This is a genomic window from Macrococcus hajekii (assembly GCF_004359505.1).
Taxonomy (GTDB): domain Bacteria; phylum Bacillota; class Bacilli; order Staphylococcales; family Staphylococcaceae; genus Macrococcus; species Macrococcus hajekii.
Genome location: NZ_SCWE01000002.1, coordinates 184502 through 207447 on the forward strand (window position 1 = coordinate 184502; position 22946 = coordinate 207447).

Here is a 22946-nt window from a genome sequence, read left to right on the forward strand (position 1 = left end):
CTTATATCCTCGTGTAATGTTTGCATAATAAGTCATAAGTCACCAGTAACGGCTTGCCGGTACGTGGATCTGTACTGAGTTCTGCATCAATATTGAACACCTCAGCCAGTACTTCCGTTGTCAGTACATCATTCGTTCTGCCTTGTGTCACAATTTTACCTTTTTTCATTGCAATCAGATGATCAGAGAAACGGACAGCCTGATTGATATCATGCAGAACCATAATAATCGTTGTCCCCTGCTCACGGTTAAGCGTCTGTACTAAATCCAGAATTTCAAGCTGATGAGAAATATCCAGATAAGTAGTCGGTTCATCAAGAAAAATGATATCTGTTTTTTGTGCAAGCGCCATCGCAATCCATACACGTTGACGTTGTCCTCCACTTAAATCGTTGACCGCTCTTTCCTTGAACTCGTAAGTTCCTGTCACGCTAAGCGCCCAGTCAATCACCTCTTTATCTTCTTTCGTCAGTCGGCCAAACCCTTTCTGATAGGGGAAACGTCCATAACTGACCAATTCACCTGCTGACAATCCGTCAGCCACTTCTGGTGATTGAGGTAATATCGCTATTTTGCGTGCTATCTCCTTTGTTGATTGTTGATGAATATTCCTGCCATCCAGTACAACCTGGCCTTCTTTTACAGGAATGATGCGAGCAAGCGCTTTCAACAATGTCGACTTGCCACATCCGTTTGGTCCAATAATTGAAGTTATTCTGCCGTCAGGAATAGTAACGGATAGTTCTTTTACAATATCGCGTTCGCCGTAACCTATTGTAATTTTCTCTCCGGATAATCTGTCCATTTTAAACCGCCTTCATTCAATTAAGTGATAATCATTATCAATGCATTTTATTTTATAGTATAATATGAAACAACGCAACTTAATGAAGTAAGGAGTTCTTAGTTTGAATCCATTATTAGATATAACTGTTATCGGTGGCGGACCCGCAGGTTTATATGGGGCATTTTACGCAGGCTTGCGTGGTATGAAAGTCCGCATTATTGATTTCCAGGATAAATTAGGGGGTAAAGTCAACCTTTATCCCGAGAAGATAGTCTGGGATATAGGTGGCATTACCCCTAAGCCTGCAGGCGATATCGTCAAAGAGATGGTCTCTCAAGGTCTCACATTTAAACCAGCTGTCCATCTTAGTGAAAAAGTCACAAATATTACTAAAAAAGATGAACAGCTTTTTGAGGTGACCACTGACCAGGATAGCTATTTATCAAAGGCTGTTATCATTGCAATCGGTAGCGGCATCATCTCTCCGATGAAGCTTGCCATTGAAGGTGCCGCACGCTATGAGGTCTCAAACCTCCATTATGTCGTCCCTTCTCTCACCCGCTTCAAAAATAAGCGTGTACTAATCTCAGGCGGCGGAAACGCAGCTATTGACTGGGCATATGATATTGCCCCCTTTGCAGAGCACGTTTCTATTCTCTGTCGAAAAGATGATTTTAAAGGTCATGAAGAAATGGTACGCCGACTGGACGCACGAGGTGTCGAAAAAATCATGAGTCATTCCATTTATTCACTGCAGGCAGAAGGCGACACGATTGAATCCGTCATCATTCAGAACTGCCGCACACGTGAACCACGTGAAATCATGGTGGATGACGTTATCATCAATCATGGTTTTCACATGGAGAGCGACCTGCTGGATAAATGTGATATTAAACTGGACCGACAGGATAATTTCTATATTAAAGGTAATGCCGATTCTTCCACACAAATATCCGGAGTATACGCAGTAGGTGATATACTCGCACATGACAGTAAAGTACAGCTTATGGCCGGCTGTTTCCATGATGCAGCTAATGCTGTCAACTTAGCTAAAACTTATATTGATCCATCCGCACATGAAGCAGGCATCGTATCCAGTCACAATGAAGTCTTCAAGGAAAAGAACGAAGAACTGCTCACTCAGCTGCTCTAGATGCAAATAAGCGACAACACAGAGTGTTGTCGCTTATTTGTATGAATTAAAATCGATTAAATGAGCTGCTTCTGCATCCATAATTACTTCTACATGAGGATGATCAAGCAGACTGCTGGCCGGAACTTGAATATCTGATTCTGTCATGTGATAAAGCTTCGCCATAATAGGTGCTTTCTTCTTTCCCAATGCCAGCATAATGATACGATTCGAATATTTTATCGTCTCAATCCCCATGGACACAGCTTGAACGGGTACATCTTCTTTACGTTCAAAGAATCGTGCATTCGCTTCAATCGTCTCCTCTGTCAGTTCAACGATCCGCGTCTGACTGTCAAAAGGTGTGCCTGGTTCATTGAAACCGATATGTCCGTTAATACCGATACCTAGCAATTGTATATCGAACGGTCCTTTTTGTCGGATCATTGCCTCATAATGCATATTATCTGCTTCAACATCCACTGAATCATTGTCAGGCAGATGATACTGCGCTTCTGTCAGACCGACTTTATCAAAAAATTGCTGCTTCATGTAACTTCTATAGCTATTCGGATCATTGGCATCAATATTAAAATATTCATCAAGATTGAAGGTTTCAAGACGGGAGATATCAGTGTGATGATGATTAATAAGCGAAGATAGCTGCTCATACATCTCCTCCATCGTTCCACCTGTAGCTAAACCTAACAGCGGATCTCCATTAAATTGAATCGTTTTGAACAGCTCCACCGCTACATAATGACTAGCCAGTTCCCTACTACCCAAATTCATGAATTTCATCATTTCCTCCTAATGTTCGGACATAAAACCATTACCTAATACATCCCTCACATCATGGACAACAACAAAGGCATTCGGATCAATCTTGCTGATCATTCGCTTCGTTCTAGATAACTGCAATTTATTAATCACACAATACAAAACCTCTGTTTCGCGTTTTGTGTAGTAACCTTTACCATTCAATAATGTCACACCACGTCCGATATCTTCATCAAGCATCTTTGCAATCGGATCAGGATTCTGAGAAATGATAGTGATTGCCTTTTTAGGGTTTGTCCCTTCAATCATGAAGTCCATTGCTTTTGTACCGATATAGAGACTGAGCGTTGTCAGAAGTGCTTTTTCAATCGGCATAACCGTCAATGAAATAGCGACAACGATTAAGTCAAAGAATAATAATGCATACGACGTACTCACATCTAGATACTTATGCGCAATACGTGCCAGAATAGTCGTTCCAGCAGTCGTACCTCCTACCATTACAATCAGACCAATACCGATCCCTACTAAAAATCCACCGAAGATCGTCGCTACGAGTACTTGATCCAGATGCAGCTGCCATGACTCCGTTAAATGCAGGAAAATCGATAACGAAATAATCGAGATAACAGTCAGCACCATCGAGCGTTTTGATAGAAACTTATAGCCCACTCCTAGTAGAACGAGGTTCATAATTAACGTAGAAATGGCCGGCGACCAGCCAAATGCATAAAGAAAGATGAGTGAAAGACCCGTCACGCCACCCTCTCCGAGATTAGCAGGAATGATAAACATATTAACTGCTGCAGAAAAAATAAAAGAACCTAAAATAACGATTAATATTGTTTTAAGAGAAATTTTCATAAAAACACTCACTTTCCAACTTTTTATTCCATGACTACTTTACCTTAAACAGAGGTCAATTAACAACCCGTGCTGAAAGTGCAGCTGTTGATTATTTATTTTATATTAAGGCAGATATTGTTTTAACGTTGTCACTGATTGATCAAGCAATGCTTTTTCATCATCACTGAGTTTTGATTCAATAACTTGTCTTACGCCGTGACGATTAATGATCGCAGGCACCCCGATATAGACATCCTGCTGTCCATATTCACCGTCTAAATATGCTGAGACAGTCAGCACTGCTTCCTCATTATTAAGAATAGCTTTCGTAATTCGCATCAACCCCATAGCAACTCCGTAAAACGTCGCACCTTTTGCTTCTATAATATGATAAGCTGCTTCTTTTACATTAGTGACAATCGAGTCCAGTTCACCTTCATGCTCAGGATGCTGCTCCAGATAATCTTTAAGTGACATACCTGCGATATTGGCAGTACTCCAGACTGCAAGTTCTGAATCTCCATGTTCACCAATGATATTAGCATGAATACTTCCAGGGGCTACATTAAACTTTTCACTTAATAGATAACGAAAACGCGCAGTATCAAGAATCGTACCTGACCCTATCACACGATGATGAGGAAGACCTGAAAATTTCATAGTAGCATAAGTCAGAATGTCCACAGGATTCGTAGCTACGATAAAAATACCCTCAAATCCACTCTTCATAATTTCATCGATAATCGATTGGAAAATCGCTAAATTCTTATTGACCAGATCCAGACGAGTCTCACCCGGTTTCTGCGCAGCACCTGCACAGAGCACGACTATGGATGCATCATGACAATCGCTGTAGTCACCTGCTTTAATCTTAGTCGGACTCGGCGCATAAAGGACACCATGATTAAGATCCATGACGTCACCCATTACTTTCTCTTTATTCAAATCGATGATGACAAATTCATCACATAACCCTTGATTCATCATACTGAATGCATAACTTGAACCCACTGCACCATTACCTACTAAAACGACTTTATTTCCACTTATATGAGCCATATACGTATTCTCCTTTGCTTACTGTAGTTAACTCTCATATGTCCTTACCCTTCTTGAACAAAAAATAGACTGACCTTAAAAGGTCAGCCTATTAACAAGTTGCTGTTGGCAGCTTCGGAATAAGGGATTTTTTTAGTCGGCGGCGTAAGTTTCTCAGTATTCGGTTAGTCATGAAAAAGCCTCCTTTTTCAATCTCTGACCACCTACGATTATATACCTATACTGTTAATCCCTTATGGATTCTTTATGAAGTTGCTGTAAATTTACCAGACGAATAGTCCAACAAATGCAGCAGATAATAATGAAACTAAGATACCTGCTAATAACATCATCGGAACATATTTGCTGACGAAATCAGATGTTTTAATATCAACGATACCTTTTAACGTACCAATAATCATACCGACTGTTGAGAAGTTCGCAAATGAGATAAGGAACGTAACAAGAACAGCTTTCATATGCTCAGGCATCGTTTTAAGTGCATCTTGAATTCCAATCATTACTACGAATTCATTAGTAACAATTTTAGTCGCCATATGACCACCGACTGTTACTGCTTCATTCCAAGGTAAGCCGAGAAGCATTGCAAATGGCGCCATAATTAGACCAAGAATTGTTGATAGACGAATTTCCATACCTGTAAAGCGGTCTGTCAGTGACAGCAGCATGTCAATGAAATGAGCTAATGATACGAATGCAATTAAGAACGCGATGATGATTAAGATCAGTTTCCCTGCTCCTAGTACTGAATCACCAAGGAATGAGAAGAATGGCTGGCGTGTTTCATTCTTGATTTCAACGACATAATCTTCTTCCGGTGTAATACGTACAGGATTCAAGATAGTCGCAATGATGATCGCATTGATAATGTTAAGCGGAATAGCTGTCAGAACCAGTTCACCCGGTACCATCGTTACGTAAGCACCAACGATTGAACCTGAGATACAGCTCATCGACATTAAAGCAATTGTCAGAACACGTGCCGGACTCATTTCGCGTACTTGTGCGTTAGAAACAGCAAGTGCTTCTGTATTACCAAGTACCATCATCTCTACTGAGAAGAATGATTCGAATTTAGGTTGTCCTGTGACTTTGGAGATTAACCAGCCGACCCATTTGATGATGAACGGTAGAACGCCGATGTACATCAGGATATCAAATAATGGTACAACGAAGAGGATAGGCAGCAGTGCGGATACAGCCATATCCATCTTACCCGGGCCAGGTGCTGTCCAGCTACCGAATGGCATGCCGATACCGACATAAGCAGCCTGCAACATCCAGCTGAATCCATCTGCTACTGCTTTAACCGCTGTACGGCCCCAAGGGAATTGTGTGAAGAACCATGCAAGGAATAAGTTGACAACGAGCATGACGGCAACTGCTTTCCAGTTGATGTTCTTACGGTCGCGTGAAAAAAGGTAAGCAACAAGTATAAAAACAAAGAGACCTAGAATGTTAAGCAATAAATAGAGATTCATATTTTCCACCTTTAATTTTGATAGAAAGATTATAGCATTTTTTTCATCTAAATAGTTAAACAATTTTGATAATAAACGAACAATATTTTGTCTATTTATAATGAAATCGTTTGAAAATCGAATGATATACATGTTTTCATGCAAAATATACATCATTTATGACCTAAGATTTTGATTGCTATATAAGCGATGGAGTTGTGATAATATAAGACTATTACATATATTAAACGAGGTTGTATGATGCAAATTTTATTTAGATCTTTTCTTTCTGTTTTACTATTATCCATCTTGATGAGTACACCTGCTTATGCAAAATCACCTGTTGAGATTGCTAATGAACAAGGGGCGCAGATGGGTGCCCAATATGAACCTAACGGCACAATAGTGATCGCCCAGAAAAATGGACAAGTGCTCTATAGTGATGATCCGACGATTAAATGGCCCCCTGCTTCAATGTCAAAACTGATGACAATTTATTTAGTCTATGAAGCGATGGATCAGGGGAAATTCAATAAGCAGACAGAGGTCACTGTTAACCAGAAATTCTATGAAATTTCACAGCTGCCTATGCTGAGTAATAATCATCTAAGACTCGGTGCTCGCTACACAGTTGATGAACTGCTTCAGACTTCAATTACGGCCTCGTCAAACTCAACAACCTATATGCTCTCATCACTTGTTAATAAAAACGATACTCAGTTTATTGACTTGATGAATAAAACAGCAGAAGACTTACACATGAAGGATACACATTATTATAATCCAGTAGGTGCCCCCAATAACTTGATGCGTCAGTACAAGGCTGAAGGCTATCCGGAAGATGAAGACAATATTTCTTCCGCTAAAGACTATGCTATTCTGACCCAGCACTTACTGAATAGACACCCTGATATCCTTAACTATACGAAAAAAGCTGAAGTCACTGTTAAAAAAGGAACGCAGGATGAAGAAACTTTTCATACTTATAACCACTCACTTGAAGGCGCTAAGCTAGGCTATAAAGGTGTGGATGGTCTGAAGACTGGATCGAGTGATACAGCAGGCTTCAATACAACTATTACAGGCCAGAAAAATGACTTTCGCATCGTTCTCGTGATGATGGGGGTAATGGATTGGTATGATCCGCCTGCTGAGTTCAACCGCAATATTATGGCTAATGCTATTATGGATGAAGTGTATAATCGTTACAGTATCAAGAAAGTATTATCAAAAGGCAAGCATACATTCGGAGACGAAGAAGTCTATGTTCACAATGACCTTTACGATATTGTCGACAAAGAACATAAAGGCACATTTCATTACAAAGATGGTCTTGTACATTATGACTATAAGCGACAGTTCGTTGATTCAGACTATCAGCCTCCGACAGTAAAGTATGAAAATTATCGTCATTATGCCATCCGTACATTTATTCATGATTACTACGGCTGGATTATTTCAGGCGTTATTCTTTCTCTTTTAGCTGGCACATTACTTCTTATCTATTCATTTAAGCCGCACTACTTCCGCGACTTGTGGAACAAATAAAATAAAGATGCATCTCACGACCGATGAGATGCATCTTTATTTATGTTAAGTTCTGTTGAAGGAGGATGATATGTTAGATTTTTTAATTTCACCTATTACTATTAATATGCCATTCATTATAATCATAGCAGCATTTTACGTGCTGATTAATATACGATTTCATCACCATTTTCTTTTGCGCTGGATTCATTTCATTCCGATATTACTGCATGAATTTGGTCATGCTATTTTCTGTCAGCTGACAGGTGGTCATGTTAAAGATATTGTGGTGGTGACGAGCAGGCGGGAAAGGAACATGACAGAACGTACAGGGTTCGCTATTACAGCGACAAGAGGTAAATTCAATCAATTTATGACTCTGATAGGCGGCTATCTCTTTCCCCCTATCATTCTGCTGATCAGCATACTGTGCATTAATTACCGCTATCCTGTCATTTTCTGGTTTATCTTAATGCTGATATTTATTTACTATTTATTTAAAACATCAAGAAAGTGGCTGCCCTTTGCGATTCTGATTATCATTTTAACTTTTAGTTATTTTATGTGGCGGCAGCCTGCTTATCAGTATGATTTGCTGAATGACTTTATATATCAGCTGATGATTGCGGTCCTGCTTGCTGATACTTTACTAACGTCCCGTACGTTAACACAAGTTTACTTCAACGGTCATCCCGGATGGGATGGTGCTGCACTGAGTCGTCTCACTCGTATACCAGCCTTTATTTATTACTTTTTCTTCATTATTGTTAATATCGGCTCATTATATTTAGCGTTATGGTTACTATTCTAGAATATCTGTAAAACGTTTACGATTCAATGCGCGTACAATCTGTGCGCTGACTGTACGGATTAAAATAATAACGATAAAAGGAAGAACTGATTTTTCACCCATGATTCCCACTGCTGTACCTCATTATAGCTCAACGTTTAATGCAGGGAGAAGCGGGAATTATTAACATATGACTATTATGAAAGAAGGGTTTATACATGAGTGAAGCAATCAACAATGTACATACTCAATTATTTATAGATGGCGAGTGGATAGATGGCGACAGCAAAGAAACAAAAGATGTTATTAATCCGGCTACGGGTGAAGTCATCGCATCAGTTGCGCAAGCGGGTGAAGCTGAGACGAAACGCGCTATTGAGGCAGCTAAAAAGGCTTACCCCGCATGGCGTGATATGGAACTGAAAGATAGGGTAGAACTTCTTAATAAGGTAGCAGATTTGCTTGAAGAAAAAGCAGACTATATCGCTGAAATCATGACGATTGAACAAGGTAAACCGTTTAAAGAATCTCAGGCAGAAGCAGCAAGTGGTGCTGATCTTTTCAGATGGAATGCTGAAGAAGCACGCCGACTTTATGGTGAACTGATTCCTGCTCCAAATGAACACAAATTTGAAATTGTCTATCAGCCTATTGGTGTGGTAGGTGCTATTACACCTTGGAACTTCCCAGCAGGTATGGTCACACGTAAACTTGCACCTGCACTTGCTGCAGGTAATACAGTCGTACTTAAGCCATCAGGTGATACACCGCTTACGGCACTTGCTATCTTTGAACAATTTGAAGCAGCTGGATTACCAGCCGGTGTGGTCAATTTAGTAATGGGGAGCTCAGAAGAAATCGGTAAAACAATGACAGACTCTGATGTTGTACGTAAACTAACCTTTACAGGTTCAACACCTATCGGTCAAGAACTTTATAAACAGTCTGGTGATACGCTTAAGAAATTATCACTTGAACTAGGAGGACATGCACCGTTTATCGTCCATGCAGATGCAGATGTCGAGCAGGCAGTTGAAGGACTTGCTGCTGCTAAATTCCGCAATAACGGGCAGGTGTGTATCTCTCCAAACCGTATTTTCGTTCACGAAAGTATCAAAGAAGAATTCACTGAAAAGTTACTGACAAAAGTAAAAGAGCTCAAAGTCGGCAATGGTATGGATGAATCAAGCGATGTCGGACCTCTTATCCGTGAAGATGCTATTGATAAAATTCAGGAACAACTGGATGATGCCACTGAAAAAGGTGCTAAAATTCTCATTGGCGGCGAACGTCTGACTGATGGGGAATATGCTAAAGGTACATTCTATGCACCTACTGTTCTCGATAACGTCGATCAATCAATGGATATCTTCTATAAAGAAACATTCGGTCCCGTCGTTCCACTCATCAGCTATTCTGATTTAGACCATGTCATTGAAATGGCTAATGATACTGAATTCGGACTTGCTTCCTATGCCTTTGCTTCATCCGCAAAAGTCATTCAGGAAATCTCAAGACGTCTTGAATATGGTATGGTCGGTATTAATGCCGTTTCAATCTCACAACCTGAAACACCATTCGGTGGTGTTAAACATTCAGGATTTGGTCGTGAGAACAGTCATCTAGGCATTAAAGAATATGTTGTTGAAAAATTCGTCAATACAAGATTTATATAGGTTAATAGAATCGGATACTTCGGTATCCGATTTTTTTATTGACTTTAATTCTTTTTTTGTTATAGTTAGTTAGGTTAACTAACTAAAAGGAGTGTTGTTATGGATGAGAATCAGCGGTTTTTCGATTCAATTCTTCTTATTCATCGTCGTTATGTTGAAGAACTTAATGTCATGCTCAGTCACTACCAGTTATCGACCGCCCAGTGGCTGCTCTTTAAGACTATTAAACAGATGAGTCCGACTACTTTAGTCGAAGTGGCAAAAGTACGCAGCATCGAAAAACCGACAGCCACTAAAATCATACAGCGCTTAATAGAACTCAAATATATTATCACTGCACCTGGACAGGATAAGCGTGAAAAAATTCTGACACTCACTCCACAAGGAGAACAGACTTATGATGAAGTGATGCATAAAGTGAAATTAATTCAATCTCAATCACTTGAATCTGTAGACGTCTCTCTCGTTAATATACAACTGGAACCTGTTATCCATTATTATCATGAAAGGAAATTATAATGACTGAAAATAAACAACCTCTCTGGACTCGTGAATTTATCTTTGTGTCTTTAATCAATTTTATTATTATGCTCTCTATGTTCTTACTGCTGGTCACTATCGCCAGCTATGCAGTAGAAGAATATCATGTCGACAAAAGTACAGCAGGACTTGTTTCCGGTATCTTCATTGTCGGTAGTTTATTCGGTCGCTTCTGGGCTGGAAAATATATCGATATTATGGGTCAGAAAAAAATTCTGATCACCGGTGTCATAATTTTTACAGTAACCACTGCGCTATATCTTATTTCTAATGGCCTGCCGATGCTGCTGATTGTAAGGCTGCTCAATGGTGCAGGTTGCGGGATTGCTTCAACTGCGACCGGAACTATCGCCGCTTTCATTACACCGATCAGCAGACGCGGGGAAGGAATCAGTTACTTTAGTATGAGTGCTGTCATGGCCACTGCTGTCGGGCCTTTTCTCGGTATGCTTCTGCTGCAGTACATCACATTTCAGCAGCTCTTCTATGTCTGTCTGGCACTCGCATTTGTAGCGCTTATCATGCTGCCGTTCATCCATATCCGTCCTCAGACTCATCAATCGGCAGCTTCCAAAGGTTTTAGTTTAGGTGATTTTATCGACAAGAATGCACTTCCTATCGGTTCAGTTGTTCTTGTAGTCTGTCTGACATACTCCAGTATTCTGAGTTTTATTTCATTCTTCACACGTGAGAATCATCTTGTGACGGCGGGTACTCTATTCTTCCTTGTTTATGCCATCTTCATTTTAATTTCCCGGCCATTTACAGGACGTATTCTTGATCAAAAAGGGACCAATATCGTGATGATTCCTTCATTCATCAGTTATATTATCGGTCTGCTATTACTCAGCTATACGCATAGCAGCTGGATGTTATTAGTGAGTGCAGCCTTTATCGGACTGGGTTATGGTAATTTCTTATCCGTCGCTCAAACCATTGCTGTCAAAGTAACGGAACCTCATAAAATAGGACTCGCTACTTCCACCTACTTCATCTGCCTTGATTTTGCACTTGGCTTTGGTCCTTATGTACTCGGTGCATTAATTCCTGTCCTCGGTATGCATGGTCTTTACCGTACGATGAGTATCGTTGTACTCGGCGGTCTCATGCTTTACTTCATCGTCCATGGTCGTAAAGCAGCTCGATATCAATAAAAGCAGAGTGCCCGGCCGGGTACTCTGCTTTTATTTTGCATACTTCTTATATTCACCGAATGTAATAAATCGTTTTCGTTCTGGATCATAAAGTTTATATTTAAGTGATTCAAAACTTTTGCGGATATCAATCGTCGTTGCATGCTGCAACGGCGTCACTTCATTGTGTGCCTGTTCTAACAAGTAGTTCGGAATTCTTGGGCTTAAGTGATGCACATGGTGAAAACCAATATTACCTGTCAGCCATTGGAATAGTTTAGGCAGACGATAGTAGGAGCTACCTTCTACAGCCGCTTTAACATAGTCCCATTCCTTCTCATCTTCAAAATAAGAATCCTCGAATGTGTGCTGAATATAGAACATCCATATCCCTAGCATCCCTCCGATGAAGAGGACAGGTCCCATCACACTGAAAAATCTTGCGGGTCCAAGTAAATAAATCAGCAGACCGTATATCACTAAAATAGCCAGGTTATGCAGATAAGTGTTACGTTTCTCTGCCGGTTTTGCATTCTTGTCATTCATACGATTTGTAATAAAGAGCAGATAAATCGGTCCTAATACAAACATCACAAAAGGATGTCGATAAAGTCTGTATCCAAGACGCGTCATCGGTGTGGCTTCTTCATATTCTTCAATCGTCATCATCCAGATATCGCCGGTTCCTTTTTTATCCAGGTTACCGCTTGTTGCATGGTGCGTGATATGTTCACGACGCCACTTTTCATAGGGAAATAACGTCATAACGCCCGTAATATTACCTAAAATTTTGTTGGCTTTCTTACTTTTGAAGAATGAGCCATGTGTGCAGTCATGAAAAATAATGAAACTACGTACTAAAAAGAACGCCCCTATTCCACCGCATAATATGGATAGCCATGGTGATACACTATATAAAATAAACCCCAATGCTATCAATGCGATATAAAGAACTAATGTGTTCAGTATTTGAATAATACTGATTTGCAGACTAGTTCGCTCATAAGGTTTGACTGATTTTCTAAGCTGTAACTTTTTTTCTCTTTCCATAATTCACCTCTAATAAAAATAATATGAAACCAATATACTGTGATGGAAGTTTAAAAGTAAAAGCAGCTTTTATGTCCCTTTCATTATACACGGGATAGATGCTAAAATCATCAAAAATTTATACCTGATACTAATATCTGATGCTAAATAATATATTATTATATAAATTAAAGATTTAAAAGGTATTAAAAACGGTATTTATCGATTGTTTCAATATTTTAATATAATAAAAAAAGAGGCCTCAGCCTCCTATATAATTCATATTAATCTTCTTTTTCTGTCTGTTTTTGACGCTTTCTTCCGTGCGCTCATCTGAATAGCGATCCTCACGTCTTGACCAGAGCTGTATCAGCTTATGCTGTAGTTCAGCATCAGTCACACCATTACGAATAAACCGTTTCAGATCAAAACCGCCTGTTGCAAAGAGACAACCGAATATTTTACCATCTGAACTTAGACGCACGCGTGTACAGCTCGAACAGAATGATTCAGAAACACTAGTGATAAAACCAATTTTAGCTCCATTATCATGTTCATAATACTTAGCTACTTCTCCAAAATATTTAGGCGCTACAGGCTTAATATCAAACTGTTCAGATAATGAGTCAATCATCTGCTGCTTAGTAATCACTTTGTCGAAATTCCAGCCATTATCGTTACCGACGTCCATAAACTCAATAAAGCGCAGTGTAATGTGCTTATCTCTGAAGTAAGTAACCATCGGCACCATCTGATGCTCATTCATTCCTTTTTGAATGACCATATTCACTTTAATATCAAAACCAATTGATTTAGCATAATCAATCTGGTCGAGAATCGTTTCAGCTTTAATGCCACGCCCGTTAACGGCTTCAAACGTCTCATCCAGCGCATCCAGACTGATGTTAAGACGGCGTAAACCAGCATCGTATAGAGCCTGTCCATGTTTTTTAAGCAGCAGACCATTCGTCGTAAGTCCGATATCTTCTATGCCTGGTATGTGATTCAGTTCTCGAATCAAGTCAGGTAAATCTCGTCTCAGTAAAGGTTCTCCACCCGTCAATCTGATCTTTTTAACACCTAGAGCTGCATACTGTGTCGCTATGCGTACCAATTCTTCAAAGGAGAGTAACTCATCTTTAGGCATAAAGACATAATCATCCCCAAATATTTCTTTCGGCATACAATAAGTACAACGGAAATTACAACGGTCCGTCACTGATATTCTTAAATCTCTGATGGGACGTCCGAGCTTATCGGTTATCTGTTCTGTCATGCTCGCACACTCCTTTCAAGTCTTCCGGGCAATTGATATTAGCATACCACTCACCTTTGACTTCGTTGACATTCACATATTGTGTATGCTCATCATACAGCTGTCGCAATCTCAGTTGATGATGCTTCAGCTGCTGTTCGATTTTCTCTTTAATTGCTGCGGGGTATATTCCGATTGTCGCATGAATCTGAGTGTTATCACGATAGACTGTCGTATTACCATGGAAATGATGGATTAAATGATGGATTGCTTCTACATTGATGAAGGGTGTATCCACTGATACGATAAAATATGCCTCAGCTGGTACTTCGTTCATCACTGTATATAGCCCTGCTAAAGGGCCCATGCCCTGGTACGCTATATTATCAACAATGACAGGATATTTAAAAGCATCTGCCAGCTGTTGATTTGTATTGATGACTATCGTATCAAATCGCTGACATGCCTCCATCGTTTCATAAATATGCTGATAAAACGGCTTGCCTTCTAACAGATGGAGCGCCTTCTGACTGCCAAAGCGCCTTGATTCTCCTCCGGCAAGTATGACACCAATCATCCGCCGCTCACTGGAGGAATCAGTGCAACCACATCTTCCGGCATGATCATATCTGTATCACGTACAAATTCTTCGTTCACCGCCACCTGGAATTTCTCTCCTTGGAGGTCAGGATAAGTTGTACATAAGTGCTGACGGAATGCGGTAACTGTAATCGGTTCACTAAACGTAAACTGATCTTCTCTGCGGTCTACAATCTCTTTCGTATGTGCGAAATAAAGTACTTTCATTATGACTCCTCCTTATAAGAAGAATGGTAGCCGCGCTGGCCTCCCATCCATTCCTCTCCGTCTTCCCAGATTTCTTTCTTCCAGATAGGGACTACTTCTTTAATTCGCTCAATCGCATATTCATTCGCTGCATAGCTGTCTTTTCGATGAGGTGAAGAGACGGCAATGACAACGGCAATGTCTGAAATATCGAGTGCGCCGATACGATGTCCGATGCTGGCGACTGTACCTGGCCATTTTTCATTAATTTCATCCCCGATTTCAGCAAGCTTCTTCTCTGCCATCGGAACGTAGGCCTCATATTCCAGATATTCAGTGCGAATCCCTTTCGTCCACTCCCGGACGATGCCGACAAAAAGACAGACAGCACCTTGCTTAGGATTGACTGTAAACAGACGATATTCATCTGGAATCAACTCATGGTCTACTACTTCAAATTGCTTCATTGTCTTCATCCTTATTATAAAAATTGACTAAAATCAGTCATTGAAATCTCAGCCGTTTCGATGACGCCTTTAATATTTACAAGTTCTCGTAATTCACAATCTTCTGTTGATCTCAGCAACACCAGTTTATCATACGCTGCATGCTTATAGCCTTCAATCAGTATTAAATCCGGCGCAGCGGATATGTCTTCAGCGATAATTTGTTCAAGCGTTTTGTGCCTCATAAGTTTATGGACATAGTCGTAACCTTCCACAATACTTTCATCAGCACCACTTGCCATATAAGTAACATGATCTCTCTTCAAAGGGATATCAATTTCCTGGCCACTCTTATCACCGTGATGTTTAATCACACTGACTGTCATTCCTTGTGCTTTTGCCGCTTCAATCAGACGGTTGACGACAGTTGTTTTGCCGCTTTTCTTATAGCCGACGACCTGCAGTATTTTTACCATGACTGTCCTTGATCAGTCAGGCGGGTTAACATTACTTTTACGGTATCGCCGTTCTGGAATCCTCTTGTGCCACCTGGCAGGATAATCATACTGTTGCTTTTTGCGATAGCAACTACAGCATTACTTTTATTGAAACCAGCTGGTCTGACTGTCCGGTTCACAATATCGAGCTCGGCCCGAATAAAGCGAGTGAATGGATTCGCCTTCGTGAAATCCTCACTGAGCTCAGCCTCCATAACCGGTGCATGAACATGCTTAGCACCAAGCATCTTCTTGATGACAGGTTTTGTGAACAGTTCAAAGCCGGAATAACAGGCACTTGGATTACCTGATAATCCAAACAGCATCTGCTCATCTTTGACAGCTACTGTCGTTACACTGCCTGGACGCATCGCCACTTTATTGAATAGCACATCTGCTTCAATCGCCTTATAGATAGCTGGCATAAAATCAAAGTCACCGACTGAAACACCGCCTGTTGTAATCACAATATCATGCTTGCTGAGCGCTTGCTGCACAATACTCAGCAAATGTTCAAAATGATCTTCTGTCACGCGGTAACTCTCTGTTTGAATATGCATTTCATTAAGTAAGCCTGCAATCATCGGGCCATTTGAGTTGCGAATCTTACCGGGCGTAAGTTCTGCATCTGCTTCAGCAAGTTCACTGCCCGTTGCAATCAAAGCGACAGAGGGTCTTTTTCTAACAGCGACCTGCTGGTAGGAAAATGTAGCCAGAACAGCTATCACACCCGGTGTAATGAGGGTGCCTGATGTAAGGATGACATCGCCTTTTTTACATTCCTCACCTTGCTTTGATATATTCTCACCAGAGGTAAAGGACTTGCGTAGTGTAAAGCCCTCCTCCGTTGCCACGGTCTGTTCCAGCATCACGACTGCATCTGCACCTGATGGGATGGGCGCACCTGTCATAATACGCACTGCTTCGTTATGTGATAAGGTCTTATCACTGACTGAACCCGCTCCAATATGATCGATACTCTTAAACGCAACGCGGTTATCACCACTTGCGCCAGCTGTTGCAGCACTTCGCACTGCATAGCCGTCATATGGTGATTTATCAAACATCGGAATATCATAACTGGCAATAATATCTTCAGCCAGATAATAACCCAGGCTTTTTTCAAGTTCCACTTCTGTAGTCGGCATTTCTGTTGCATATATGATACAGCGATTGATTGCTTCCTGCACATCAATCACCGTTCTTTTTTCCAGCATAGTCATCCCACTTTCTCTAGCAATAAGTTATAATCATTATAAACGAAAGGATGAAACGAATGAATCAATTAACCCATTTCAATGAAGAAGGCCGTGCCCGTATGGTCGACGTGTCAGACAAAGAAGTCACGACACGTGTTGCGACTGCCATCAGTTCCATTGAAGTCAATGCGATCATCTATGACCAGATCATCCATCACACTGCCCAAAAAGGTGATGTGCTTGCTGTCGCTCAAGTAGCAGGTATTATGGCAGCAAAGGATACATCCCGCATTATCCCGATGTGTCACCCGCTTCAGCTCAGCGGCATTGATATCCACTTCAACTGGCAGAATACAGAAAACAAATATATTCTTGAAATCAGCTGCACTGTTAAAACAAAAGGGATGACCGGGGTCGAGATGGAGGCACTCACCGGCGCTTCTGTTACCGCTTTAACTATTTATGACATGACGAAAGCAGTCGACAAGGGCATGATCATTGGTCCCACTTATCTAAAATCTAAATCAGGCGGCAAGAATGGTGACTTCAGTCGCTGATTATTTATTAAGCTCATGCACAATGTGAAAAACCTCTTGTGTAATGAGCTTTTTCATTGCCAGATTAACTGCCCCCACTGAGCCAGGAATCGAGAAGATAACGGTTTTAGCATACGTCCCGCAAAAGGCACGGGATAAAATGGCTCTCGTTCCCACATCTTCTGTATAGCTTAAATAACGGAAGATCTCCCCGAATCCTTCCATCTCCTTATCGACAAGGGGACGCACCGCTTCAATCGTCACATCACGCTGTGCCACACCAGTGCCACCTGTTGTGATAATCACATCCACTTGTTTAAGAAGAGGTTGCACGACTGCTTGTATTGCTTCGTAGTCATCTTTAACAATACTATAATGCGCAATCTCAATCTTACTTTCTTCAAGATGAGAGATAACCGTTCTTCCCCCTTTATCTGTTTCTTCAGTACGTGTATCGCTGACTGTAATGACAGCTGCTTTAATAGCCTTATAATCATTTGTATGCATTTATATCACCTATCCAAATATTTGATAATAAATCTTCTGTCCTTCTGCCACACTCTTTACTTCATGGACAAGCAGTCTGCCTCCACGGAACCAGATAACCGGCTTACGATCGACATAAAATCGGACAAAATAGGGTGTCTGCTGAAACTCAATCTTTAAACAGGTCAGAAAATCAATCAGCTGCCTCATATCTGTCACTGGTGACTCAAACTGCACCGTGTCCCGGCCACAGAGCATGGTCCGTATCGTTCTATTCTGCAGGTGGGGATAAGTGGGTTCATCTCCGCATGTGGCGCAGCTGACCTCACCCATACGACTGAATTTTATGGCGCTATGTTCCAGCGACCATATATCTCCGTAAACCAGTTTCGGTTCGAATGGCTGTTCAGTGAGAATCTTTAAGGCATACGTCGCTTGGTAACTTGTCGCCTGACTGACAGCGGGTTCTATGACACCCACTGTATCACATGTCCTGTTCATAACGGGCAGCATGCCCATGACACAATTGAAGCAAGGGGTGACATCCGGTATAAACGGACATGCAGCATAAGTTGATTCGACACATGCCCCGTATATCCAAGGTATTTTATATTTGTAACAGAAATCATTCACAGTCTGTCTGACATCAAAGTTATCGGAGCCATCAATAATCAGATGACATGATGAAAACGCCGCTTCAAGAAGCGGCGCATCACAATGTTCAATATGAACCTCTATTTCAATATCTGTTCTGATTTTATGGAGTTCTTCCTGTGCCGCTATGACTTTAGGTGTCAGTTCAGCAGCATGCCGTTCAGTGAACAGCGTCTGTCGCTGTAAATTAGAAGCTTCAACATAATCCCGGTCAACTAAAATCAGCTTCTTAATACCAGCTCGGACGAGCGTATCCGCTGTATGGGTACCTAATGCACCGATACCAATGATCCCTACCGTCTTTTCACTGATTTGCTGCTGGCCCTTTAGACCAATACCTTTAAATTTCTGTTGTCTGTCATAACGATTCATGATTAAGCCCTCTGTTCTTTTTTATCCATCCACATCATTGTGATTAATGCTATTATACCAAACAATGCTAGGAAGAAGAAAGCAAGCTTGTTCGTACCCATTGCTGCCGTTACTGCCGCAATAACAAGCGGTGGGAAGAAGCCGCCTAGACCACCCATCATTGATACAATCCCGTTCACTGTTCCTACTTCAGTTGTGTAGTAAGAAGGTACAAGTTTGAAAATCAGGCCATTACCTAGACCCGCACATGCCGCCACAATAAGACAGCCTGCTGTAAAGAAGAAAATCTGATGATTGATGGATAACATTGCTGCACCGATAATCAGACCGATAAAGACCACTTTCAGCGCATCCATCGCACGTAATTTATCTCCTAAAATCCCCCCTACCGGACGTAAAAATGTAGCTAAAGCGATGAATGTACCTGTACGAATACCTGCATCGACTTTATCGAGTCCATAGTTATTGACGAGGAAGTTTGGTAAGAATAATCCAAATGCGACGAAAGAACCAAATGTGATGAAATACCAGAAACTGAGTAAGTATAATTTGTAATCAGGTAAAACACCTTTAATCTGCTGCATAAGAGGTTGTTTTACTTTCGGTTCATCTTTATCACCGAATATGAAGTTGAGTAAGGCAAAGACTGCCATCACGATTAAATACGATTTAATCGTATTGCTCCAGCCGATGTTCGCTGCAATAGCAGGTGCCGCAAAAGCTGATATAGCTGTCCCTAAGTTACCCATACCATAAACACCATTCGCAAAACCATGTTTTTCTTTTGGATAATACTTCGGCACACTTGTAACACCGACTGAGAAAATAGCGCCCCCAATACCGAGGAATAAACCGGCAATCATCAGTGCTGTCGTTGAAGATGCTTCACTTAAGAAGAAGACAGGAAATAAAAGAAAAATAAAACTGAATAAGAAGACTTTACGTGCACCGATTAAATTTGCGAAATAACCCAGCGGAATGCGGAGAATAGAACCTAAAATAACGGGAATCGCTAAAATCAGTGCTTTCTGACTTTCTGGAATTAAGAAATCCTGTGACATGAATGGCAGTAATGGTGCAATAATAGTCCATGCCATGAATCCTGCCATTAAACTGAACGTCTGTAATGGCAGTTGAACTTTACCTGTAGATCTGTTCATTTGCTTCACCTTTTTTCATAAGTTTGTGATTTACTATACAATCTTATTTTAAGGTTTCAATGGCCATTGTCATATTAGGGAAGTGCCCCTACACAGTCGATAATTTCCCTATACGCAAAAAAGTCTCGTGCTTAAGACGAGACTTTTCAACCATATATTTTAGTATTCACCGCTTCCAGTAATATATCTTCATCCTTGATTTTGAAGACTTTTTCCGCCATCGGAAAGAGCACACTTTCTTCTTTGTACATATGTACCATCAGAATTTCGTAACCTTCATTCAAGTCCTTTAATATCAATTTCATCTGTTCTACTGACATATCCACTGAAGGATGTGTCATAAAATGAGTGAAATACTGATTCATTTCATCATGCTCTGCTTCAATCGTCACAACAGGTCCTTGGTTTGTACCCACATAAGCACCAAGTATCGGAAAGAAAAACTTCTCTTCTTTCTGCTGATGCTTATCAAGAACAGGCATAAAATCTACCATTAAGTCTTTAATTTTCTTCATCTGCAGTCTTAACGGCATCTCTGCATCCATTTGACTCGCTGCATAAAGTTCTGTAAACCATTCCTGCATCAAGTGTCTGATGAGGAGATGTTCATTTTCAAGAATACGTAATGCTTTCATCTTAGTATTAAACATTATTATACCTTCTTTAGAAATCCAGTAATTTTTTCTTCATGGCATATTCAACAAGTTCCGGTCTTGATTTGAGCTCCAGTTTATCCATAATTCTTGCTTTATGTGCTTCAACAGTCTTAACAGAGATAAAAAGCATCTCAGAAATCTCCTTATTGCCATAGCCTTTCGCAATAAGTGGCAGTATTTCCAGCTCTCTTTTGGATAAAATCTTAAAAGGATCATTAGTCGCGCTTGCATTACCATGTGTAATGAGTTCATTGACAAGCGACGTCGCCATCTTAGGATCAATATAAGTATCACCTGAATAAACGGTTCGCACTGCTTGCAGCAGCTCCTCGTCAGGTGCATTTTTCAGGATATAGCCATTCGCACCGTTGCGCAGCACGTGGAAAAGGTATTCCTCATCATCATACATCGTCAAAATCAGAATGCGCGTTTCGGGGAAATCCTCTTTAATCTTTCCTGTTGCAATTAATCCTGACTCACCGGGCGGCATACTTAAATCCAGAATCAGAACGTCAGGTCTATGCTTCGCTACTTTCTGATATGCTTCGATACCATCTGCAGCAGTTGCCACTACTTCCATATCAGGCTGATAGTTCAGTATCATCGAAAAACCTGAACGAACTACTGCGTGATCATCTGCAATTATAACTTTCATACTCACCCTCCTATCGGAATGGTCAGCGTCACTTGCGTCCCTCTTCCCGCTTCGCTATTAATGTTCACTGTTCCCCCTACAATCTCTGCCCGCTCCTGCATACCGAATAGACCGAGACCTGTTCCTTTCGGCGGAGAGCTGATATCAAAACCTTTGCCCTGGTCCGCGATTTCTACTGTCAGTTCATCCTTGTCATAAGCAATGTTAATGTAGACTTCATCAGTTTCCGCGTATTTCATGGCATTCAGAATTGCCTCCTGTGTCACACGGTAGACAACCGTTTCTATTTCACTATCAAAGCGACGTCCTTCTAAATTTGAAAGCATCTCCACTTCCAGTCCGTAATTTTTTTCAAGCTGACGGAAATGAGAGCGGAATGCTGCTTCAAGACCGAAGTCGTCCAGTGATGAGGGGCGTAACTCAAGAGATAGATTACGAATATCATCAATGAGTCGCGTCATCGTCCCTTCCATCAGCTGTGTATGCTTCGACAGTTCCTCGTCAGTTTTATATTTGAGCAGACGGAAATCCACGACAACGTTAAGCAGTTCCTGCACTACGCTGTCGTGAAGTTCACGTGATATACGTTTCCGTTCGCTCTCCTGTGTACTGATAATCTTCTGCGTCAGCGTCTTCTGATGATGAATCGCCTGAGTGCGAAGCTGAGGTGAGACATCCTGCATACTGAGCACTTTGATTTTCTCCTCACCTGCCATCTCAACATATGACGCTGAATACGGAACTGTATTGCCCTCCTTATCCTTCATGAATACTTGAAACGTTTCATTCTGAAGTTTCTGGTTGTGAGTAAAACAGTTGATGCATGTCATCTTCTCACTCTCATTAGTGAATCCCTGACAGTAAGTACACAGTGCATCAGTAATCTGACTGACGTTTTCTCCAGTCGTCAAAACTTTTTGAGCTGCATGGTTCATATAAAGAATATGATTATGTTTATCCAGAAAGATAATCATATCAGATGATTCTTCGAAGTATTGCAGCATCCATTTATCCAGGTTGACCACAGTTGAACACATCCTCTCCATAAAAAGGACCAAAACCTGCTGCTAAGTTCAGATCAACTAACTGCTGTATATTGTCAGCAAGCGGTCTGTTTTCACGATTCCCTAATAATAATACCCCTGCTACTCTATTATACTTCCAAAGAGGGACAGCAATAAAGCTCGTCAACTTTTCAGAACGGATAATCGGGTAATTAAATCGGTCATCCGGGAATGTGTGTGCATCAATGTGATGCTCTAACCATGCTCGCCCTGATTTCATAACGGATCCGGCAATCCCTTTTCCGCGCTGCAGGTGGATGCGCTGGTAACGTTCATTATCTGCTCCAGACACATGCAGCCAGCGAATATCATCTTGTACAGCCAGATCGGAAGGCATCGCGATACCAGCAAAATCTACTCGCAATGATTGTCTCAGTTCATACAAATGCTGCTGATAATCAAATGGCATCCTCTGCCTCCT

26 protein-coding genes are annotated in these 22946 nt (G+C 41.0%); 7 read left to right on the top strand and 19 right to left on the bottom strand.

All coding sequences use genetic code 11. The annotated features are described in order from the left end of the window. Nucleotide 1: 1 nt before the first annotated feature. Entirely contained in the window at nucleotides 2–805 is an 804-nt protein-coding gene (locus ERX37_RS06635; protein ID WP_133429893.1) for an ABC transporter ATP-binding protein, read from the bottom strand. A gap of 103 nt (nucleotides 806–908) precedes the next feature. On the opposite strand from ERX37_RS06635, the gene ERX37_RS06640 reads away from it, so the two are divergent. Next, the gene (locus ERX37_RS06640; protein WP_133429894.1) at nucleotides 909–1940 is read left to right on the top strand and encodes an NAD(P)/FAD-dependent oxidoreductase; all 1032 of its coding nucleotides are present in this window, start codon (nucleotides 909–911) and stop codon (nucleotides 1938–1940) included. A 33-nt stretch (nucleotides 1941–1973) separates the two neighbouring features. On the opposite strand, the gene ERX37_RS06645 is transcribed toward ERX37_RS06640, so the two are convergent. The 4 genes from ERX37_RS06645 to ERX37_RS06660 form a co-directional block, all read right to left on the bottom strand. Then, complete coding sequence (locus ERX37_RS06645; RefSeq protein ID WP_133429895.1) at nucleotides 1974–2720, bottom strand: glucosamine-6-phosphate deaminase; 747 nt, start codon at nucleotides 2718–2720, stop codon at nucleotides 1974–1976. Nucleotides 2721–2729: 9 nt separating this feature from the next. Further along, nucleotides 2730–3563: a YitT family protein gene (locus ERX37_RS06650; protein ID WP_133429896.1), complete on the bottom strand. Its 834-nt coding sequence runs from the start codon at nucleotides 3561–3563 to the stop codon at nucleotides 2730–2732. Between the two features lie 105 nt (nucleotides 3564–3668). After that, entirely contained in the window at nucleotides 3669–4604 is a 936-nt protein-coding gene (locus ERX37_RS06655) for an L-lactate dehydrogenase (RefSeq protein WP_133429897.1), read from the bottom strand. Nucleotides 4605–4867: 263 nt separating this feature from the next. Next, nucleotides 4868–6085 carry a NupC/NupG family nucleoside CNT transporter gene (locus ERX37_RS06660; protein ID WP_133429898.1) on the bottom strand — a complete coding sequence of 406 codons (1218 nt, stop codon included), beginning with the start codon at nucleotides 6083–6085 and terminating at the stop codon, nucleotides 4868–4870. 240 nt (nucleotides 6086–6325) lie between these two features. On the opposite strand from ERX37_RS06660, the gene ERX37_RS06665 reads away from it, so the two are divergent. The 5 genes from ERX37_RS06665 (at nucleotide 6326) to ERX37_RS06685 (ending at nucleotide 11751) form a co-directional block, all read left to right on the top strand. Continuing rightward, nucleotides 6326–7612: a DUF1958 domain-containing protein gene (locus ERX37_RS06665; protein ID WP_165981992.1), complete on the top strand. Its 1287-nt coding sequence runs from the start codon at nucleotides 6326–6328 to the stop codon at nucleotides 7610–7612. A gap of 70 nt (nucleotides 7613–7682) precedes the next feature. Further along, entirely contained in the window at nucleotides 7683–8402 is a 720-nt protein-coding gene (locus ERX37_RS06670) for a M50 family metallopeptidase (protein WP_133429900.1), read from the top strand. Nucleotides 8403–8599: 197 nt separating this feature from the next. Then, entirely contained in the window at nucleotides 8600–10057 is a 1458-nt protein-coding gene (locus ERX37_RS06675; protein WP_133429901.1) for an NAD-dependent succinate-semialdehyde dehydrogenase, read from the top strand. A gap of 99 nt (nucleotides 10058–10156) precedes the next feature. Next, on the top strand, nucleotides 10157–10576 hold the full coding sequence (locus tag ERX37_RS06680; RefSeq protein WP_133429902.1) for a MarR family winged helix-turn-helix transcriptional regulator: 420 nt from the start codon (nucleotides 10157–10159) through the stop codon (nucleotides 10574–10576). Continuing rightward, entirely contained in the window at nucleotides 10576–11751 is a 1176-nt protein-coding gene (locus ERX37_RS06685; RefSeq protein ID WP_133429903.1) for an MFS transporter, read from the top strand. Before ERX37_RS06680 ends, ERX37_RS06685 begins: the two co-directional genes overlap by 1 nt. Nucleotides 11752–11781: 30 nt before the next feature. On the opposite strand, the gene desA is transcribed toward ERX37_RS06685, so the two are convergent. The 7 genes from desA to ERX37_RS06720 form a co-directional block, all read right to left on the bottom strand. Next, on the bottom strand, nucleotides 11782–12780 hold the full coding sequence (gene desA, locus ERX37_RS06690; RefSeq protein WP_133429904.1) for a Delta(5) desaturase DesA: 999 nt from the start codon (nucleotides 12778–12780) through the stop codon (nucleotides 11782–11784). A 241-nt stretch (nucleotides 12781–13021) separates the two neighbouring features. Further along, nucleotides 13022–14035, bottom strand: a complete 1014-nt coding sequence (moaA, locus tag ERX37_RS06695) for a GTP 3',8-cyclase MoaA (protein WP_133429905.1) — start codon at nucleotides 14033–14035, stop codon at nucleotides 13022–13024. Beyond that, on the bottom strand, nucleotides 14013–14591 hold the full coding sequence (gene mobA, locus ERX37_RS06700) for a molybdenum cofactor guanylyltransferase MobA (RefSeq protein ID WP_133429906.1): 579 nt from the start codon (nucleotides 14589–14591) through the stop codon (nucleotides 14013–14015). The genes moaA and mobA overlap by 23 nt, the downstream gene beginning before the upstream one ends. After that, complete coding sequence (gene moaD, locus ERX37_RS06705; RefSeq protein WP_133429907.1) at nucleotides 14588–14821, bottom strand: molybdopterin converting factor subunit 1; 234 nt, start codon at nucleotides 14819–14821, stop codon at nucleotides 14588–14590. The genes mobA and moaD overlap by 4 nt, the downstream gene beginning before the upstream one ends. Continuing rightward, the gene (locus ERX37_RS06710) at nucleotides 14821–15267 is read right to left on the bottom strand and encodes a molybdenum cofactor biosynthesis protein MoaE (protein ID WP_133429908.1); all 447 of its coding nucleotides are present in this window, start codon (nucleotides 15265–15267) and stop codon (nucleotides 14821–14823) included. Before ERX37_RS06710 ends, moaD begins: the two co-directional genes overlap by 1 nt. Nucleotides 15268–15281: 14 nt before the next feature. After that, nucleotides 15282–15722 carry a molybdopterin-guanine dinucleotide biosynthesis protein B gene (gene mobB / locus ERX37_RS06715; protein ID WP_133429909.1) on the bottom strand — a complete coding sequence of 147 codons (441 nt, stop codon included), beginning with the start codon at nucleotides 15720–15722 and terminating at the stop codon, nucleotides 15282–15284. After that, nucleotides 15716–16960, bottom strand: a complete 1245-nt coding sequence (locus ERX37_RS06720; protein WP_133430117.1) for a molybdopterin molybdotransferase MoeA — start codon at nucleotides 16958–16960, stop codon at nucleotides 15716–15718. Before ERX37_RS06720 ends, mobB begins: the two co-directional genes overlap by 7 nt. A 59-nt stretch (nucleotides 16961–17019) precedes the next feature. Here ERX37_RS06720 and moaC point away from each other — a divergent pair, with 59 nt between their 5' ends. Then, complete coding sequence (gene moaC / locus ERX37_RS06725; RefSeq protein ID WP_133429910.1) at nucleotides 17020–17499, top strand: cyclic pyranopterin monophosphate synthase MoaC; 480 nt, start codon at nucleotides 17020–17022, stop codon at nucleotides 17497–17499. Here moaC and ERX37_RS06730 read toward each other — a convergent pair whose 3' ends face one another. The 7 genes from ERX37_RS06730 to ERX37_RS06760 form a co-directional block, all read right to left on the bottom strand. Continuing rightward, complete coding sequence (locus ERX37_RS06730; RefSeq protein ID WP_133429911.1) at nucleotides 17500–17985, bottom strand: MogA/MoaB family molybdenum cofactor biosynthesis protein; 486 nt, start codon at nucleotides 17983–17985, stop codon at nucleotides 17500–17502. A gap of 9 nt (nucleotides 17986–17994) precedes the next feature. Continuing rightward, complete coding sequence (locus ERX37_RS06735; protein ID WP_133429912.1) at nucleotides 17995–18990, bottom strand: ThiF family adenylyltransferase; 996 nt, start codon at nucleotides 18988–18990, stop codon at nucleotides 17995–17997. A 2-nt stretch (nucleotides 18991–18992) separates the two neighbouring features. Next, a complete protein-coding gene (locus ERX37_RS06740; RefSeq protein WP_133429913.1) occupies nucleotides 18993–20150 on the bottom strand; it encodes a nitrate/nitrite transporter in 1158 nt (385 codons plus the stop codon). A gap of 146 nt (nucleotides 20151–20296) precedes the next feature. Next, nucleotides 20297–20800, bottom strand: coding sequence for a hemerythrin domain-containing protein (locus ERX37_RS06745; protein WP_133429914.1), 504 nt, complete (start codon nucleotides 20798–20800; stop codon nucleotides 20297–20299). A gap of 13 nt (nucleotides 20801–20813) precedes the next feature. Next, on the bottom strand, nucleotides 20814–21461 hold the full coding sequence (nreC, locus tag ERX37_RS06750) for a nitrate respiration regulation response regulator NreC (protein WP_133429915.1): 648 nt from the start codon (nucleotides 21459–21461) through the stop codon (nucleotides 20814–20816). 2 nt (nucleotides 21462–21463) lie between these two features. After that, the gene (locus ERX37_RS06755; RefSeq protein WP_279523285.1) at nucleotides 21464–22486 is read right to left on the bottom strand and encodes a sensor histidine kinase; all 1023 of its coding nucleotides are present in this window, start codon (nucleotides 22484–22486) and stop codon (nucleotides 21464–21466) included. Next, nucleotides 22470–22934, bottom strand: coding sequence for a GAF domain-containing protein (locus tag ERX37_RS06760; protein WP_133429917.1), 465 nt, complete (start codon nucleotides 22932–22934; stop codon nucleotides 22470–22472). The genes ERX37_RS06755 and ERX37_RS06760 overlap by 17 nt, the downstream gene beginning before the upstream one ends. Between the last annotated feature and the right edge of the window lie 12 nt (nucleotides 22935–22946).

Bases quoted from the DNA above. Each gene is read 5' to 3' on its own strand.
- mobA (WP_133429906.1), bottom strand. From the start codon at position 14,591: ATGATTGGTGTCATACTTGCCGGAGGAGAATCAAGGCGCTTTGGCAGT.
- moaA (WP_133429905.1), bottom strand. From the start codon at position 14,035: ATGACAGAACAGATAACCGATAAGCTCGGACGTCCCATCAGAGATTTA.
- ERX37_RS06740 (WP_133429913.1), bottom strand. From the start codon at position 20,150: ATGAACAGATCTACAGGTAAAGTTCAACTGCCATTACAGACGTTCAGT.
- ERX37_RS06730 (WP_133429911.1), bottom strand. From the start codon at position 17,985: ATGCATACAAATGATTATAAGGCTATTAAAGCAGCTGTCATTACAGTC.
- ERX37_RS06665 (WP_165981992.1), top strand. From the start codon at position 6,326: ATGCAAATTTTATTTAGATCTTTTCTTTCTGTTTTACTATTATCCATC.
- ERX37_RS06680 (WP_133429902.1), top strand. From the start codon at position 10,157: ATGGATGAGAATCAGCGGTTTTTCGATTCAATTCTTCTTATTCATCGT.
- ERX37_RS06710 (WP_133429908.1), bottom strand. From the start codon at position 15,267: ATGAAGCAATTTGAAGTAGTAGACCATGAGTTGATTCCAGATGAATAT.
- ERX37_RS06720 (WP_133430117.1), bottom strand. From the start codon at position 16,960: ATGCTGGAAAAAAGAACGGTGATTGATGTGCAGGAAGCAATCAATCGC.
- ERX37_RS06635 (WP_133429893.1), bottom strand. From the start codon at position 805: ATGGACAGATTATCCGGAGAGAAAATTACAATAGGTTACGGCGAACGC.
- ERX37_RS06745 (WP_133429914.1), bottom strand. From the start codon at position 20,800: ATGTTTAATACTAAGATGAAAGCATTACGTATTCTTGAAAATGAACAT.
- ERX37_RS06645 (WP_133429895.1), bottom strand. From the start codon at position 2,720: ATGAAATTCATGAATTTGGGTAGTAGGGAACTGGCTAGTCATTATGTA.
- nreC (WP_133429915.1), bottom strand. From the start codon at position 21,461: ATGAAAGTTATAATTGCAGATGATCACGCAGTAGTTCGTTCAGGTTTT.
- ERX37_RS06655 (WP_133429897.1), bottom strand. From the start codon at position 4,604: ATGGCTCATATAAGTGGAAATAAAGTCGTTTTAGTAGGTAATGGTGCA.
- ERX37_RS06670 (WP_133429900.1), top strand. From the start codon at position 7,683: ATGTTAGATTTTTTAATTTCACCTATTACTATTAATATGCCATTCATT.
- ERX37_RS06660 (WP_133429898.1), bottom strand. From the start codon at position 6,085: ATGAATCTCTATTTATTGCTTAACATTCTAGGTCTCTTTGTTTTTATA.
- ERX37_RS06760 (WP_133429917.1), bottom strand. From the start codon at position 22,934: ATGCCATTTGATTATCAGCAGCATTTGTATGAACTGAGACAATCATTG.
- ERX37_RS06675 (WP_133429901.1), top strand. From the start codon at position 8,600: ATGAGTGAAGCAATCAACAATGTACATACTCAATTATTTATAGATGGC.
- ERX37_RS06685 (WP_133429903.1), top strand. From the start codon at position 10,576: ATGACTGAAAATAAACAACCTCTCTGGACTCGTGAATTTATCTTTGTG.
- moaD (WP_133429907.1), bottom strand. From the start codon at position 14,821: ATGAAAGTACTTTATTTCGCACATACGAAAGAGATTGTAGACCGCAGA.
- ERX37_RS06650 (WP_133429896.1), bottom strand. From the start codon at position 3,563: ATGAAAATTTCTCTTAAAACAATATTAATCGTTATTTTAGGTTCTTTT.
- moaC (WP_133429910.1), top strand. From the start codon at position 17,020: ATGAATCAATTAACCCATTTCAATGAAGAAGGCCGTGCCCGTATGGTC.
- mobB (WP_133429909.1), bottom strand. From the start codon at position 15,722: ATGGTAAAAATACTGCAGGTCGTCGGCTATAAGAAAAGCGGCAAAACA.
- desA (WP_133429904.1), bottom strand. From the start codon at position 12,780: ATGGAAAGAGAAAAAAAGTTACAGCTTAGAAAATCAGTCAAACCTTAT.
- ERX37_RS06735 (WP_133429912.1), bottom strand. From the start codon at position 18,990: ATGAATCGTTATGACAGACAACAGAAATTTAAAGGTATTGGTCTAAAG.